General features: G+C 60.9%; 12 protein-coding genes and 3 pseudogenes. 7 read left to right on the top strand and 8 right to left on the bottom strand.

The window, feature by feature from the left end; genetic code table 11:
• Window positions 1-216: 216 nt before the first annotated feature.
• The 4 genes from HNR01_RS21455 to HNR01_RS21470 all read left to right on the top strand — a co-directional run bounded on the left by HNR01_RS21455 (window position 217) and on the right by HNR01_RS21470 (window position 5,001).
• Complete coding sequence (locus HNR01_RS21455) at window positions 217-576, top strand: ATPase inhibitor subunit zeta (RefSeq protein ID WP_183669680.1); 360 nt, start codon at window positions 217-219, stop codon at window positions 574-576.
• A 973-nt stretch (window positions 577-1,549) separates the two neighbouring features.
• Entirely contained in the window at window positions 1,550-2,320 is a 771-nt protein-coding gene (locus HNR01_RS21460) for a polysaccharide deacetylase family protein (RefSeq protein WP_183669683.1), read from the top strand.
• A complete protein-coding gene (locus HNR01_RS21465; protein WP_183669685.1) occupies window positions 2,317-3,588 on the top strand; it encodes a protoporphyrinogen/coproporphyrinogen oxidase in 1,272 nt (423 codons plus the stop codon). The genes HNR01_RS21460 and HNR01_RS21465 overlap by 4 nt, the downstream gene beginning before the upstream one ends.
• A gap of 84 nt (window positions 3,589-3,672) precedes the next feature.
• Window positions 3,673-5,001 (top strand): glycosyltransferase family 4 protein, encoded by a 1,329-nt coding sequence (locus tag HNR01_RS21470; protein ID WP_281384580.1) that lies wholly within the window; start codon window positions 3,673-3,675, stop codon window positions 4,999-5,001.
• 132 nt (window positions 5,002-5,133) lie between these two features.
• On the opposite strand, the pseudogene HNR01_RS21475 reads toward HNR01_RS21470, so the two are convergent.
• Together HNR01_RS21475 and HNR01_RS21480 are read right to left on the bottom strand one after the other, a co-directional pair.
• Window positions 5,134-5,316: pseudogene (locus tag HNR01_RS21475) on the bottom strand (integrase core domain-containing protein); the annotation flags it as partial.
• Window positions 5,312-5,446: pseudogene (locus HNR01_RS21480) on the bottom strand (IS3 family transposase); the annotation flags it as partial. The pseudogenes HNR01_RS21475 and HNR01_RS21480, both read right to left, overlap by 5 nt.
• Window positions 5,447-6,535: 1,089 nt before the next feature.
• Between HNR01_RS21480 and HNR01_RS21485 the strand changes: the two are divergent.
• Complete coding sequence (locus HNR01_RS21485; protein ID WP_183669691.1) at window positions 6,536-6,733, top strand: hypothetical protein; 198 nt, start codon at window positions 6,536-6,538, stop codon at window positions 6,731-6,733.
• A gap of 307 nt (window positions 6,734-7,040) precedes the next feature.
• Here HNR01_RS21485 and HNR01_RS21490 read toward each other — a convergent pair whose 3' ends face one another.
• Together HNR01_RS21490 and HNR01_RS21495 are read right to left on the bottom strand one after the other, a co-directional pair.
• Window positions 7,041-7,322, bottom strand: a complete 282-nt coding sequence (locus HNR01_RS21490; protein WP_183669693.1) for a hypothetical protein — start codon at window positions 7,320-7,322, stop codon at window positions 7,041-7,043.
• Window positions 7,323-7,926: 604 nt separating this feature from the next.
• On the bottom strand, window positions 7,927-8,814 hold the full coding sequence (locus tag HNR01_RS21495; RefSeq protein ID WP_183669695.1) for a helix-turn-helix transcriptional regulator: 888 nt from the start codon (window positions 8,812-8,814) through the stop codon (window positions 7,927-7,929).
• A gap of 360 nt (window positions 8,815-9,174) precedes the next feature.
• Here HNR01_RS21495 and HNR01_RS21500 point away from each other — a divergent pair, with 360 nt between their 5' ends.
• The gene (locus HNR01_RS21500; RefSeq protein ID WP_183669697.1) at window positions 9,175-9,705 is read left to right on the top strand and encodes a hypothetical protein; all 531 of its coding nucleotides are present in this window, start codon (window positions 9,175-9,177) and stop codon (window positions 9,703-9,705) included.
• 430 nt (window positions 9,706-10,135) lie between these two features.
• Here the strand turns inward: HNR01_RS21500 and HNR01_RS21505 are convergent.
• From HNR01_RS21505 to HNR01_RS21520, 4 genes and pseudogenes are all read right to left on the bottom strand, one after another.
• A pseudogene (locus tag HNR01_RS21505) lies at window positions 10,136-10,291 on the bottom strand (2Fe-2S iron-sulfur cluster-binding protein); the annotation flags it as partial.
• A gap of 125 nt (window positions 10,292-10,416) precedes the next feature.
• Window positions 10,417-11,100, bottom strand: a complete 684-nt coding sequence (locus HNR01_RS21510) for a type 1 glutamine amidotransferase domain-containing protein (protein ID WP_183669701.1) — start codon at window positions 11,098-11,100, stop codon at window positions 10,417-10,419.
• Between the two features lie 82 nt (window positions 11,101-11,182).
• Complete coding sequence (locus HNR01_RS21515) at window positions 11,183-11,431, bottom strand: hypothetical protein (protein WP_183669703.1); 249 nt, start codon at window positions 11,429-11,431, stop codon at window positions 11,183-11,185.
• Between the two features lie 85 nt (window positions 11,432-11,516).
• Complete coding sequence (locus tag HNR01_RS21520; protein ID WP_183669704.1) at window positions 11,517-12,119, bottom strand: TetR/AcrR family transcriptional regulator; 603 nt, start codon at window positions 12,117-12,119, stop codon at window positions 11,517-11,519.
• Between the two features lie 192 nt (window positions 12,120-12,311).
• Here HNR01_RS21520 and HNR01_RS21525 point away from each other — a divergent pair, with 192 nt between their 5' ends.
• Window positions 12,312-12,515 (top strand): hypothetical protein, encoded by a 204-nt coding sequence (locus HNR01_RS21525; protein ID WP_183669706.1) that lies wholly within the window; start codon window positions 12,312-12,314, stop codon window positions 12,513-12,515.
• Window positions 12,516-12,820 lie beyond the last annotated feature (305 nt).

Here is a 12,820-nt window from a genome sequence, read left to right on the forward strand (position 1 = left end):
GCTTTCGCGCTGTGACAGAACGCCCGCTGTGAGGCCCCTGCGCCGCGTAGGGAGTCCGGCTACTCACGTCGTCGTCGCACGGCCATGATTCGAGTTTCCCCACCCCTCAGAGGCCGCCCTGACAGCAAAGGCGATTTCTCTTGGTTTTCGCCGCCACTCGTCTCATGTTAAACTCTTCGCACGCTCGCATCGGCCAACCTGTTATGGAGGGAGAAGATGCTCAGATCGTTCGAGGAGAGAGAACGCGCCGAAGAGCTTTCATTTGTGATCGGCGAGGAACGGCGCTTTCTGAACCGCCGTGCTGGCGCCCAAGCATTGGCCGATTTCGCCATCCGAAAACTTGGCTGTGATGGGCAGACGAGCCGCGCCTACGCTGACGTGCTGATCGACGCGATGATCCATGGCGCCAGCAACGAGGCCTTGCTGGAGCGTGTGCGCGCCGATCTGGCAGCCAACCTGGCAGATTTCAGCTGCGACGAACTCAGAGCCGTGATGTTGGGCGGTAGGGATCCTGCTCTCAGATCTGGGCCGGTCGTTACACCCCGCTCGCCGGCCCGCAGTTCTCCGCATTTGTAGCGCAACAACGACCGAGATCGCGCTTCATACCGACGCGGGCCAAGGCTACCTTGTCGGCCGGCAGCGGCTGCCAGCAACCCCTGCGAGGAACCGGCGTCCGCTCGTCCGGATCACACGCGTGATCACGCCTGTCGCGAAGCCGCCGGCGATCATGGCCGCGAAGCGACGTCGGCTGACGCCGGGGCGCGGGATTGCGGCTTCCCTCACAGGGGTCTGCCTCTTTGGGAAGGTGGCGACATCGACACACGTCGGTGGCTAAGGCACTTGCCAGCCTGAACGCGGTAAGGAGCCGCAAACCGCGAGCGGCTGTGGTCGCAGCCATCCCACCGATGGCAATCGCCATAGAAAGAGCACGCCCTCTGACCGCTTGAGCAGAAGGACCAATGACGGTGCATATCTGAACAAGCGGCGTACAGATCCTAATCCCAGGCGGTCTTTTGGGCCGCGGATGGCAGAGGTGCGAATGGGGTGGAAAGCCGACTTTCGGTTAGGCGATTAAGACAGACAGTATGGCACTGAAAAAATGCCAAGTCCTGACTAAAGAGTGGATCTTCGGCGTCGCGCTCGGAACCACGGCGCGAAGCAAGCGTAGCAGTTCCCCGAACTGGACGCCGCGTTGATGCCACCCCGCGGGGTGCAAGGCTAAACCGCAAATTCCTCACGACCGGCTGACCCATAAATCGAAACAGAGAAGGCTCGATAAAACTGTCGCAAATGAACAAGAGCGACCAACCGCATTCACTGGTGCCAACACGGTGAAGCTTTCACCAGAGTTCCCACCAGCCGCGGAAGCCACCAGCAGTGGACCGTCGAGCCGGGAAAGTGATTGCACTGCGACTACCAGCCGGCGTGCCAGAACCGATTAGCTCGAATGTGTAGCATGGCCGCTTGCGGGCTACCTACAATACGCATTTGTGTTCACAGTGTGAGAAGAACAGCCTTTTGCCGAACAGGCATTGGAACGAGCGCGTTCATGGGCCGGGATTCGATATCGCCTCTCGTGTCGGCGAATTCTGTCAAGCGGGCACGACATGCTTACTTCGCTATTCTCACCTATCATAGAATTACCGATGATATCGATCACTGTGATTTTTATGATCTACCCTGGCATCGCTTTCAACGACAAATGGCTCTGCTTTCAGCATGGGCATCACTTAGCCCGCTAATAGAACTTAATTTCGACGACGGAACTTCAGATCACCTCAGAGTGGGTGAGCTTCTATTCAAAGAGCGGTTTCAAGCAAAATTCTTTATCGTGACCGACTGGATCGGCCGGCCCGGTTTCCTGACCCGCCCGCAACTCCGCGCGTTGTTGGGATTCGGCCATACACTCGGCTCGCATACCGTCACCCATGCTCGCTTGACAACACTCACGGACGCGCCTCTGCGAGCCGAACTGGATAGATCCAAGAAGCTTCTGGAGGATCTAACCGGGTCGCCGGTCACCGCCTTTGCTGCGCCCGGCGGGTATCTGAACCACCGTGTTACTCAGATAGCGTACGACTGCGGGTATAACACAGTCCGCTCTATGGATTGGGGCTACAACAACAGTTTTATTCCGAGAAGGGCACTTAAGACGGTCCCGATATTCTCTTCCACAACTGATAAAAAATTCGAGCAAATTTTGCTAGGTGAGGCGAAATTTACGAATTTTCACCTGAAACAGTTGGCAAAGAAAATGTTAGGTGAAGATTTCTACATTCGGCTCCGTAACCGTGTGGGATCTTGGAGTAGGTTGCCATGACTACACTCATTGTCGGTGGAGGAGTTAGCGGTCTCGCTTTTGCAGGTTTTTTGCATGATCAATCCGAGTGCCTGTTGATCGAAAAGGATAATGAGCTTGGGGGGTATTGCCGTACGATCTACCAAGACGGATTTACGTGGGATTATTCCGGCCATTTTTTCCATTTCCGCAATAAATGGATAGCAGATCGCCTGCACTCGACAATGGATGAGGCAGATCTCGTCAGGGTCGATCGCAAAGCGCGTATCTTTTTGGAGGGGCGCTACATTGATTACCCATTTCAGTACAATATTCATCAGCTTTCTCTCTCAAGCTTCAGTCTTTGTTTGCGAGACATGTATATGGCAAGTTCGAATCAGCAAAAAGATTTTTCGTCTTTTCGAGACTTGGTTTTTGGCCGCTACGGCAAAGCAATGTCGGAACTATTTTTTATCCCGTATAATGAGAAGCTTTATTCTCTACCTTGCGAGCAGCTTCATCCAGAGGCGATGGGGCGCTTCCTCCCACATATTGAATTTGCAGAACTACTGGATCGGATCACCGCAAATCAGAGTACATCCTCGGCCCCGGGTTATAACGCTCAGTTTAGTTATCATAGGATGGGCGCACGTGCTTATGTCGACGCACTCGCCTCGTTCGTTGATGCAAGCGTTCTGCGCACAAACACATTGTGTCAACGGATCGATCTCGATAATAAACGCGCTCTTGTCGGCGACGATTGGATTAAGTATGAGCGACTCATCATTTCTGCTCCACTCACGCACATACTTGATCTCGCGAATGTAAGCTATTGTCGAGAACTGTTGTCGGCCAATAAAGTGCTAGTCTTCAATATCGGCTTCGATCGGCCATCGTATAAGCCTGATCACTGGGTATACTACCCGCAGCCGCAATTTTCATTCTTTCGCATCGGTCATTACGACAATATTTTGGGAACCGATCGCATGAGTCTTTATGTTGAAGTGGCATTTCCTCAGACAGCTTCGGTGGACGCTGAGCGCATGTTCGAGAAAGTGCTGACCGATCTTCGATTAGCCGGCGTTGTGTCTGATCACCAGGTGGTCTCATGGTGCTCTGTCATGCTTGATCCAGCATATATACATATCACGCCGAGCGGGCAAGTTTACACTACAAATTATATTTCCGAATTAGAGCGTCGCGATGTCTATCCAATTGGTCGCTATGGCCGATGGCAATATTGCTCTATTGAGGACAACATTCTTGATGCCTACCGACTTGCTCAGTCACTTGGTTTGGGGAGTGACTAACTCTGCGAGTTCAGCATCTTCTGAAAGGATAGCCTCATGCACTCCAGTGATTTGCTCGACTCGCCAAGAAAGCTGAAAATTTTGATGATCTCCTTCGCGTGCTCGCCTCGGCGCGGGGGGGAGCATCTTCTCGGTTGGGAGTGGGCTCGGGGGATGGCTGACCGTGGGCACGACGTGCTCGTGCTGACCCGCGCAAAATACATCCCAGAGAGCGAGGGCAAGGCTGTTCCAGGTTTGCGCTTGATCCCCGTTCCGGACAAGAACTTTATATTTTTGCGCTCATGGGGTGAGCCTGGGCGTCAGATATTCTACCATATATGGAACCGACGTGCGGAGAAGTTCGCGAAAACATTGAAGGAATCTTTCCAGCCCGACATTGTCCATCAATGTACATTTCATACAGCGCGACGACCCTGCTTGCCAGCGTTATGGGGAGATGTTCCGGTCATCTGGGGACCGGTCGCTGGTTTTGAGAGCGTCCCGTTAGCCCTTGTTCCGACAATGGGCTGGAGCGGCGCCGTCGAACTCGTTCGGATGGCTGCCACCTGGGTGCAGATCCACAACCCCATCATCCGGCGCTGCCTTAAAGAGGCAAGTCACGTGGTCGTGTCCAACAAGGACACGCTGCGAGTGCTTCACAAGAGAGTCCCGCGCGACTACGAACTGCTACCCGCAAATGCGGTGGTCCCCCAGTGCGCTCCACCCTACGAACTGCCGACAACTGATCTTGCGATCGTGGCTGTGGGCCTACTCGTGCCAATGCGGCCATTTTCTCTGCTGCTCAAGGCGGTGGCCGGAATGCAGCCCGAGCAGCGAGATAGAATTTCGCTGACCTTTATTGGTCAAGGGCCCATGCTGCCCCGTCTTCAGCGACTGGCTATACGGCTTGGACTGAAGCGAAAGGTACGGTTTCTTGGACAAATCAGTCGGGAGGAGACGCTGGCCGAGATGCAACGCGCGCATCTGCTCGCTTTTCTCAGTCTTCGCGACAGCGGTAGTTCATCCGTAGCCGAGGCGATGACTCTTGGTTTGCCGGTGCTTTCGTTCAATCTCGCCGGCCCAGGCGCAATGTTGTCTACAGGCGGTGGGCTCATCGTCGAGGCCCGGAGACCTGCGCAGGTCTTGGCTGACATTCGCGAGACGCTCGCCCGCGTTCTCGAGCAGCCCAGCCTACTGGCCGAAGCGAGCCAGCAAGGACGGCGCGCGGCCGCTGATTTGTTTGATTGGGACTCTAGGCTTGAGAGGATGGAGGGTATCTATAGATCAGCTATAAACTCGCACCAGAGTTCGGTAAAAAGAAATGTTTCGACCGCGTCGGTCTACATGAGCTTGAAGCATTCGCTTGCCGCCGCCTCGTGTGCGGAGAGCTGTGCTCTGATAGAGATGTACTTTGGCAGAGCTGTCCTCTGGTAGGGTGGCGATGGGCCCTTTTGTGAATGGCTCTGCTTGGCACCATGCGTTCATTCCGCCAGTGCAAGTTCAAGATGGAGCGAAGCACTTCAAGGGGTGACCTGACCGGTATTTTGGACCGGGCCAGATGGGAGGCTACTGCATGGTAGTGGCCATGGGTAGCCGGTAGGCCAGATCCGGGAAGCTGACAGGCACGGGCGGTCGATAGCCGAGCGACGAATGCGGCGTGACGCGGTTGTAGGTGTTTTTCCAGAGCCCAGTCACGGTCTGCGCTTCTTTCAGTGAGTAGAAAATCTCCTGCCTCGGACACTCATCGCGAGTAGCTTTGCTCGGAGACCTCCGCCTCCTTGCACGCGACGGCGATGCTCTTGCCCTGCGCCGTCTGTACCTCGATCTGGCGCAGCTTCAGCACGACCTGCTCCGCGCTCGGCCTCTGTCCTCGCTTCATTCCCAACTCCTTTGATCCAGGCTGATCCTCTCAATCAGCCCGGTCCAAAGCCAGCCGGTCACGTCACTTCTGGAGGCCAACGCCCTGACCGACCCTTCCGACATTGCCGACCTGGCCGTGGACCGCGAGCTCGTCGAGCTGCACCGCGTCCTGCGCCCACGCTTTCATCACTGACCATGGGGCGGCCATGCCGAGTGATGCGGCGCAGATCAGCGCACAGATTGAGGCTGTAGTAAGCTGATATCCAGGATTGAACACCGCTGCGTCCTTAGTTCAATGACCAGCGGAGTGCGCTCACGCAGGGCCATAGAGGTGCTTCAAGTCGTCATACGACTTCATCTGCACTAATATTTTGAGCGAGTAGGCGATCACAGCGATGTGAGCAAGCGGAACGGCACCATTGCTCTGTGGATGTGTTTTCACAGCAACTAAAACGAATTGTTCTAACTAAGATGTTGGCGCCAACCCGGTTCGGGCTGGACAGAACTCAGCCACCTTCTCGATGTTGTAAAGCGGCCAAGCGGCTATCGCTTCGACCCTTATCGCGTGGGTACGGCGGCTCACTGGTGCCTGGACGGTTCAGGTCTGACCAGGTTGTGAATCTGGCGCGGGACCTCCAGGCCTTAAAGCCGAACCGGCGCCAGGAGCAGAAACTCGCCAGCTGATGCAGCAGCCTGCTTCGGAGGCGCGGCCTCCAGAGCGGCCCGGTCCACGCTTGCGCCCATTCGCAGTGCTGGGCGTTACGAGATCGCGCTTTCACCCGCTGGCTTCTGGCGGCGTAGCGGGGCGACAGTAGAGGGACGCGCCGGCCGCGCGCGAACGGGGTGAACGCGGCAGCCGGCGCGCTCGCGGTCGGGAGCCCTGAGGCTCAACCGCCGCGATCGGAGATAGCCTCCATCAACGCCTGAACGATCCAGTCGGCAGCGTTAGTTCAGCACCACGATCACGTTAGTGCCGAGCCGGACAATATGCACGCCATCGATGAAAATTATGAAATCATCCCATTTGATTCATAAGACCCGTGCCCGCACATTCCTTTTCATGAAGCGACGGGAGCCCGCCGCAAGAACAATGAAGAGGCTGAACAACATGTCCAAGCAGATCATCTTGCGCGCTGTTGCCACCCTGGCGCTCACCCTGGCCGCCACCGCCGCCTTCGCAGGCGAGCCGGGCCGCATCGACAACACCAAGACGGTCGGTGCCCTGACTCTGGAGACCGGAGGTCTCGCGACCAACATCGGCTCGGTGCAACGCCAGGGCGGCTACGCCCTTCCCGGCGCCGTCTAGTGGAAGGTCCCGGCTACCGACGATCGGGTGAAGCAGGCCGCCGCCTTCTGAGATAGCCGCAAAAGAGAACGGCCACGGAAGCCGGAACGAAGGTGCGCGTACATCCGGCGTCACCCTAATCCCGGCATCGTGGCCGCGTCCGATCAAGCGACAGGATCGCGATCGGCATGTCCCTCAGATGGGATCGGTATGGTTAATAATCAATGAGCAGCCCCGCCGCCCGATCTGCTCACGGGCTGGCGGGTTTGATCATCGCTACCGTCACTTCGTTCGACCGGTTCTTCTGTACCGACGAAGCGGCGGAGGCTTATCGCGACGGGCCACCGGAAGTCATGCCGTAATTGGGCACAGAGCGGTTATTGAGTTCCGCGTTGCCCTCTTTGGCTGAGCGATCGACGCCGCGGTTCCAACTTGTGTCGATTGAACCGGTCGTCAGGTCGTCATAGGCGTTCGGAGCCGCACGATCAGTGAAGAAGCTCGAAGGCTTCTCACCTCGGACCGTTGAGTTGCTCTGGGCGAGAACAGGCGACGAAATCGCGCCGGCACTCAGGATAACAGCAGCGATGGCAGAACTGATGCGAGTCTTCATAGCACAACCCTACAAGGCTTGCGCGGTCTCCGTCGAAAGGCGGCTGGCCGTGACTTGTTGCGTAGCGCTGAGTTAGGGCCGAATCTTCTGAAACGCCGTGCCATTTTGCACATCTTCATCTGCAATCTCTGCTTCGGTCATCGCAACCGCTGCTCAGATGCGGCGCAGGCAAGCAGCCGAGATGAAGGCGAGCAGCCCGTTCAGGCATCATTGGCGGCTAGCTTGACCGTTCGCGGTGGTGCTCCAGATGCTCTCCCGGCCCCGGCCGATGCGTCGGGGAATACCGGCGAGGCAGGAGGTTCTTCCCCCTACCTCTCGCCTCGTCGGCCCAGGCACCTTATGGCCCGTGCTGAGCGACGGTGGGCCCCCATCACTGCGCCGGACACCGAGCCAAAGGCGACGAATAACATAACCAACGGCACGGCGACCGGCGCGGTTGAGCTGGTCGAAGGAGACAGCACGATCGCGAGGTAGGCACAGGTAGCGGCAGCAACAGGAAGCGCGCCAGCTATTGCGACAGCGGGAAGGCGCGTCGACGCGACCAGGACCAAGGCAACGACGAAGCTGGCCAGGACAATGGTGAAAATGACCATCGCGCCTGTCCTTATGCGTGCGTAGCGGACCGCCGCGCCTCGGCACGGCAATCACGCGGCGTCATGCCATGATGGCTGCGGAACAGGCGGCTGAGGTGGGCCGCGTCGCTGAAGCCTAGCCGTTCCGCGATCGCGCGGATCGTCTCGCGGGAGGCGGTATCCTCAAGCGCCTCGCGGGCAACCTCAAGCCGTCGGCGGCGGATGTAGCTTTGCACTCCACCCTCCAACTCGAACAAGCGGTGAAGGGTTGAGCGCGAGATGGCGAGCATGCGGCAGAGCCGTGCAGCACTGAGTGAGGGCGAACCCAACGCCTCCTCGATGGCACTACGCGCCAGCAGCGCAAGACCGCGGCTACCTACAGCCGAGCCAGACGCGCGTCCGGCGCCTGCAAGTGCAAGGACGAGCAGATCGAGTACGCCGCGCGCCAGCATCGCCTCAGAACCCTTCGGCAGCTCTGGTACTGCCTGCCGGAGACTGAGCAGGTGTGTCGTCAGGAGCGTCGCCGTATGTGACGCAATGGCGACCCCGTGGAGGGTGGCGACGTCTAGGCCGCGGCTTGCCACGACGGAGCGCGGTACGGTGAGGGCGATCGTCTGGCTGGCGCTGGAAACATGCGCCGAGGCTTTGGCAAAATCTGCCAGGTGGAGACTGCCGACGCCGGTCTTCACATCGAGGTCCCCCCAGGTGCCTCGCGCTTCACCCTGTAGAGTGAGAGCAACAACAAGCGAGTCCGGGCTCCACGACCTGATCGTGGAGGCGTCGCGCTCCCATCGCTGTGCCGTGATGCGCGAGTAGTGCAAGACCATGCTGTCGAGGCGGAGCCGATCAACGGTGACGTCGAACGGTTCGAGCGGGGCGCAGCGGTAGGCCGGCGCAAAGCTCGGCCAGTCTTGATGCAACCACGCTTCATGCCGGTCACGTGCCGGAAGCGTGCTCGTGGTAAACCGCTGGAGCGCAAGGGGCGGCGCAGAGCTTGTCAGCATAGAGCCAGTTGGTCCGGCGCGGAGGGAACCAGTCGGCTGAAGCATCAGGACTGCCTTGTGTCCAGAACCTTTCCTAACCTCTCCGGCCAATTCCTCGCATCTACGTAGTCACGGGTTCCATGCTCGGCACGCTCATTCAAGAGCCTGAAACAGGCGTTCAAGGGCACACTGCGGCCCGCGTGTTAGCCAACGCTCAGCAGCTAAAGAGGGCTGCTGAGGCAAGGGGCTGCGGTCGTGAAGGGGCAAGAGTCCCATGCGGCTGTGAGGGAGCGTGTCATGGGGAATGTCGTGGGGCGGCGCGGAAGCGCAAAGATGCGGACAGGCAGGCTGGTGGGCGTGATGCTCCTCGCAGGCTGCGCGGCGACCGGCGAGCACATCGCGCCAGCCCAAGCTCAGACGGCGGCCGATAAGCGGTTCACGCTGACCAACCACACCTCCGGCCCCATTCGGGACTTTCGCCTCCAGGCCCCCGGCAAGTCGTGGAGCGGCAACTGGCTGAACACGCCAATTCCCGGTCGCGGCGACAGGAACCTCGCATTCAACGCGGCGCGCCCTTCGGCCTGCGTGATGATCGCCCGGGTAATCGTCGACTTTGGATCACGCGTCAGGCCCGACGAGAAGGTGATCGAGCAGCGGGTCAATTTCTGCGGGCTCGCGCGGATCCACGTCCTGAACGACCGTCTTCGGCTGGAGTGGGATAGCGATGCTCCGCCAGCACCGCGATACGAGCGAGATCCTCACTGGCGCAGAGGTGCTGCGCCCGCAGATGAGCCTTACCGACCGGCGGATTGGGGACGGGGCCGCTAGCCAGATCGAAGGGGCTGGATCGCAGGGTGATAGCGCTCGCTAACGTGCTCACCTTCGTTCCGATGACGCTCTTTTTGCGCTTCGAAGACGAGGCCGGCAGGTGCTCCGTCACGCCTGCCAGGACGGTGACGGCCTGCCGGCCTCTTTCCCCGCCTCGCGAGCCAGAACGTGCGGGGAATTCTGATAGGTTGCCGTAGGTGAGCCTGCCTGGTCTCACCGCCTTTTCGATGCACGCCACGCGGCCATGGCTGTCTCAGATGCGTCCACCACCGCCGTGGCGATGCCGGAGAGCCGATCCCAGGCCAGATCAATGGCCTTCCGATCCCACCGATGCGTTCCAGGAACCGGCGGCGGCATCCTACCGGCGCTGACCCAGCGATCCCACGTGGACGGCGACAGGCGGCAATAGGCTGCCGCGTCGTCTCGGGTCGCCGTCGAGCAGGACGGTGCAGCATCCGCACAGGGCCATGCCGCAGCCGAACTTCGTGCCGGTCAGCCCGGCCACGTCCCGCAGGACCCAGAGCAGCGGGGTGTCGTCCGTGACGTCGAAGTCGCTCGATTGTCCGTTGATCTCGATTGCCGGCATGGCCGATTTCCTGACTGGAAGGGGCGAGACACCCGCGGACATGCGAGTGTCTTGCCTGGACGTATGGATTTGCGAGCTTGCTTGACCGGCCCGCGGACACCCCTGCCCGAGGGCCGCGTCCGTCGTCAGCCGTTGGCCAGCAGGCTGACCAGACGCTCGGCCGCCGGGCCGGAGGAGGCCGGGTTCTGGCCCGTGATCAGCAGGCCGTCGACGACCACGTACGGTGCCCAGTCATCGAGCTTGGAGAACCTGCCGCCGTTCCGCCCGAGCTCGTCCTCGACGAGAAAGGGGACCACCTGGGTGAGGCCGACAGCCTCCTCCTCGGTGTTCGTGAAGCCGGTGACGTTCCGGCCCTCGACGAGCGGCTTGCCGTCCGGCGCCTTGGCATGGCGCAGCACGCCGGGGGCGTGGCAGACCAGGGTGACGGGCTTGCCGGCCTGCAGCGTCGTCTCGATCAGCCGGACCGAGGCAGGGTCCTCGGCGAGATCCCAGAGGGGTCCGTGCCCGCCGGGGTAGAACACGGCGTCGAAACCGTCGTGGGTCACGCCGTCGAGGCGGACTGTGGACGACAGGGCCGCGTTGGCTTCGGCGTCGGCCTCGAAGCGGCGGGTCTGGTCCGTCTGGTTGGCCAGCTCATTGCTCTTGGGGTCGAGCGGGGGCTGGCCGCCCTTGGGCGAGGCCAGCACGATCTCGGCGCCCACGTCCTTGAACACGTAGTAGGGGGCGGCGAGCTCCTCCAGCCAGAAGCCGGTCTTGCGGCCCGTGTTGCCGAGCTGGTCGTGGGAGGTCAGCACCATCAGGATCTTCATCGTCGTTCTCCGTGGTCATAGGGTGGGTGAAGGGTTGCCGTAGTAGTCGGCTCGAACAGGAGCGCTTTCGTCCGCCGGCAGGTCAGTTGCGGTGCGACGACATCACGGCATCGGCGCGCTCGGCGCCCGCGTCTTGTGCCTGCCGGTTCTCGGTCAGCCTGGGCGGCCTGTCGGAAGGACGGATCTCCTCTGCGCCCGCCATGCGGACGGCGCCGATGACCTCCAGGGTGATGCGCTCCCCGGCCGAGGCGGCGGAGCTGCCGAACAGGGCGGCCCCAAGATCGGCGAGCAGGAGGTAGGGCATGATGGTGTGTGCAGATTGGAAGGTCATGGTCGCTTTCCTCGTTGATGGCTTTACCTAGTAGACTGGTCGTCTTGAATGCCAGCACACTGAACGGGTTCGCCGCGCCTGGTTCTCAGGCGGGTTGCGGGTTGAGGATGCGCCGTGTCGTGGCCATCGCAGCCTCGAACGGCGCGTTGGTGCGTTCGATCTTCGCCATGAGGCTCGCACCCAGCCAAACGTGATAAAGCAACTCGGCCGTCTCACGCGGCTCGCGCTCGACCTTTAACGAGCCCTCGATCACGCCCGCCTCGATGGCCCCGGTCACCCGGTCGATGATCCCGGCCGTGCCGCGCTTGAGCGCGAGGCGCATGGGCTCGGACAGGTCCGAGACCTCCGCCGCGAGCTTCACTGCGAGGCACTTGCGCTGGTAGTCGATGCTGCCCTGCGTCGCCTGCCATTTGCGCCAGTAATTCATGAGGCGCTCGGCATGGCTGAGGCCAGGCTCGGCGAGGGTGGCGTCGATGTCGGCGAGGTAATCCTCGAAGTAGTCCGACAGCAGCGCCTCGCCGAAGGCCTCCTTCGAGCCGAAGTAGTGGTAAAACGAGCCCTTCGGGACCCCGGCCGCGGCCAGGATCTCGTTGAGGCCGACGCCGGAGAACCCCTTAGCGCCCACGATCTTGTGGGCGGTGTCGAGGATGCCTTGCCGGACGTCGGTGTTGCCGCTCGGGTGTGCCATGACGCTGACATAGCCTTGATTAGACCGGTCGTCTAGTGGCTTCCACGATGTTTTTTGCGAAAGCCCTTGGGGCGATGCGCGGTCACGGGAAGCATCCTGTTCCCGGAGGCGTGCCTTCCAAGGCTCACGATGTGGGCGGCCTCGCGCGGCTCGCTGCCGACCGTAAGCCCCTCGCACGGGTCACTCCGGTTCGTGCCACGCGCCGTCATCAGCCTGGGCGGCGTGGGCGACCTCGCGACGTTCGCCCGGCTCGTCCCGGTCCTGTGCGGCCCCGACATCGCGGAACGGCTCGCCCCGGCGGATACGCTCGCGGAGGTCTCGCCAGCGGCACTCATGCCGTCAGCCGGGGCGGTCGTCATGGTCAGCGGCCTGCTCGACCGGCTCGTGCCGCCCTAGGTCGCCTGCGATTATGCCCGCGCCCTCAGGAGCAAGCCCGTGCCCGCGCCCCGGCTGGCCGACGTCCCGGATGCCGGCCACTTCGACTTGGTCACGCCCTCCGCCCCGGCCTGGCAGCAGGTCCGCGCCCTCGTCGAGGAGGCCCTCGAACCCCGTTAGTCGGCTTGTCGGGACGGTCCGGGAGAGGCACTTCCCGAGAGGAGTTGGCGGGTTGGTTGCGAGACCGTCAACAAGGTCCAGCGACGTGACCTGGCCGAAGGCTTGGCCGAACTCCCGACCGCCTGGAACGATGCCGTGCCCCGCAC

Origin of the sequence: Methylorubrum rhodesianum, assembly GCF_014199985.1 — a bacterium.
Lineage (GTDB): Bacteria > Pseudomonadota > Alphaproteobacteria > Rhizobiales > Beijerinckiaceae > Methylobacterium > Methylobacterium rhodesianum.

Coding starts and splice junctions, on each gene's coding strand:
- HNR01_RS21455 (WP_183669680.1), top strand. CDS start 217: ATGCTCAGATCGTTCGAGGAGAGAGAACGCGCCGAAGAGCTTTCATTT.
- HNR01_RS21460 (WP_183669683.1), top strand. CDS start 1,550: ATGGGCCGGGATTCGATATCGCCTCTCGTGTCGGCGAATTCTGTCAAG.
- HNR01_RS21465 (WP_183669685.1), top strand. CDS start 2,317: ATGACTACACTCATTGTCGGTGGAGGAGTTAGCGGTCTCGCTTTTGCA.
- HNR01_RS21470 (WP_281384580.1), top strand. CDS start 3,673: ATGATCTCCTTCGCGTGCTCGCCTCGGCGCGGGGGGGAGCATCTTCTC.
- HNR01_RS21485 (WP_183669691.1), top strand. CDS start 6,536: ATGTCCAAGCAGATCATCTTGCGCGCTGTTGCCACCCTGGCGCTCACC.
- HNR01_RS21490 (WP_183669693.1), bottom strand. CDS start 7,322: ATGAAGACTCGCATCAGTTCTGCCATCGCTGCTGTTATCCTGAGTGCC.
- HNR01_RS21500 (WP_183669697.1), top strand. CDS start 9,175: ATGGGGAATGTCGTGGGGCGGCGCGGAAGCGCAAAGATGCGGACAGGC.
- HNR01_RS21510 (WP_183669701.1), bottom strand. CDS start 11,100: ATGAAGATCCTGATGGTGCTGACCTCCCACGACCAGCTCGGCAACACG.
- HNR01_RS21515 (WP_183669703.1), bottom strand. CDS start 11,431: ATGACCTTCCAATCTGCACACACCATCATGCCCTACCTCCTGCTCGCC.
- HNR01_RS21520 (WP_183669704.1), bottom strand. CDS start 12,119: ATGGCACACCCGAGCGGCAACACCGACGTCCGGCAAGGCATCCTCGAC.